Annotated in this window: 2 protein-coding genes; one reads left to right on the forward strand and one right to left on the reverse strand. The window is 66.2% G+C overall.

Annotated elements, in window-relative coordinates; translation table 11 throughout:
• The first annotated feature begins 174 nt into the window (after positions 1–174).
• Positions 175–765, forward strand: a complete 591-nt coding sequence (locus tag ELR45_RS11295; RefSeq protein WP_129666031.1) for a hypothetical protein — start codon at positions 175–177, stop codon at positions 763–765.
• A gap of 32 nt (positions 766–797) precedes the next feature.
• Here the strand turns inward: ELR45_RS11295 and ELR45_RS11300 are convergent.
• Positions 798–982: RtcB family protein (locus tag ELR45_RS11300; RefSeq protein ID WP_165367733.1), on the reverse strand; the 185-nt coding region annotated here is incomplete at its 5' end.

The following is a 982-nucleotide window of genomic DNA, read 5'->3' on the forward strand; positions in this document are numbered from 1 at the left end:
TGAGCCCTCGGCCGCGGACAAGCCTCCCCGACGGCAGCTGCAGCACGCCGAGCATCGCGGGTTCCCAGGCAACGGTCGGCACGATCTGAGCGTAAACCCTGACGACCGCCCGGTGGGCTCGCTCAGCGTCGGGCGAACATTCGGCACGAGCTCGCCGTGTGATGAACTATGGCGGTGAGCGGCTCTCTCAGTAATCGCGACATCTACGGGACGATCGTGCGGATCGGCGAGGAAACATCTCGGCCGCTGCTGGAGTACTTGCAAGCGCTGTGGCGGCTGGGACGAGCCGAGCGCACCCGCCAAGCTCTGCCTTCTGACCTCTTCGTCGCTCTGCTGGCTCAGGCCACCAGCGCACCTGTCCCCTCCTTCGATGACACGTGGCGCACCTCCGACCTTAGCGTCGACGGTGCGACGCCCGGCTTCGACGTCTGGGAACGGGTGATCTTGTCGCAGATCGCCGACCTGCGTGACTTCGCCGAGGGACCAGAGCAGTCCTTTCCGGAGCTCGGCGTGGATGCACCGCGCCGGCAGACGGACGGTGCCCGCGCCAACGCGCGTCGCTGGTACAACCACTCTCTACCGGCCTATCTGGAATGCGCCATGGCAGGCGCGCTCGGCGGCTGGGACGCCGGCGACGGCATCCGAAAAGCGCTCCCTGGCTCTGCCGTCCAGATCTATCCGGAGCCCCAGAGCGTCGTCGATCTTCCATCGCTGAGCTGGCAGGATTTCACAGAGTTCCTCATCTGCGGCCAGGAATACGAATAGAGACGGCGCGCCGGGCGTCACTCGCCTTGACGTCACTCGCCCTTGACGTTGACGACCTGGCGCAGCGTGTGCCGGATCTCGACCAGGTCGGCGGCGTCGGCCATCACGATGTCGATGTCCTTGTACGCTGCGGGGATCTCGTCCAGGAACGCCGCTGAGTCACGCCACTCGATGCCGGCCATGGCCTTGCGCAGCTGCGCGTGCGTGAACGTCTTGC

This window comes from Phytoactinopolyspora endophytica (assembly GCF_004138495.1).
Taxonomy (GTDB): Bacteria; Actinomycetota; Actinomycetes; order Jiangellales; family Jiangellaceae; genus Phytoactinopolyspora; species Phytoactinopolyspora endophytica.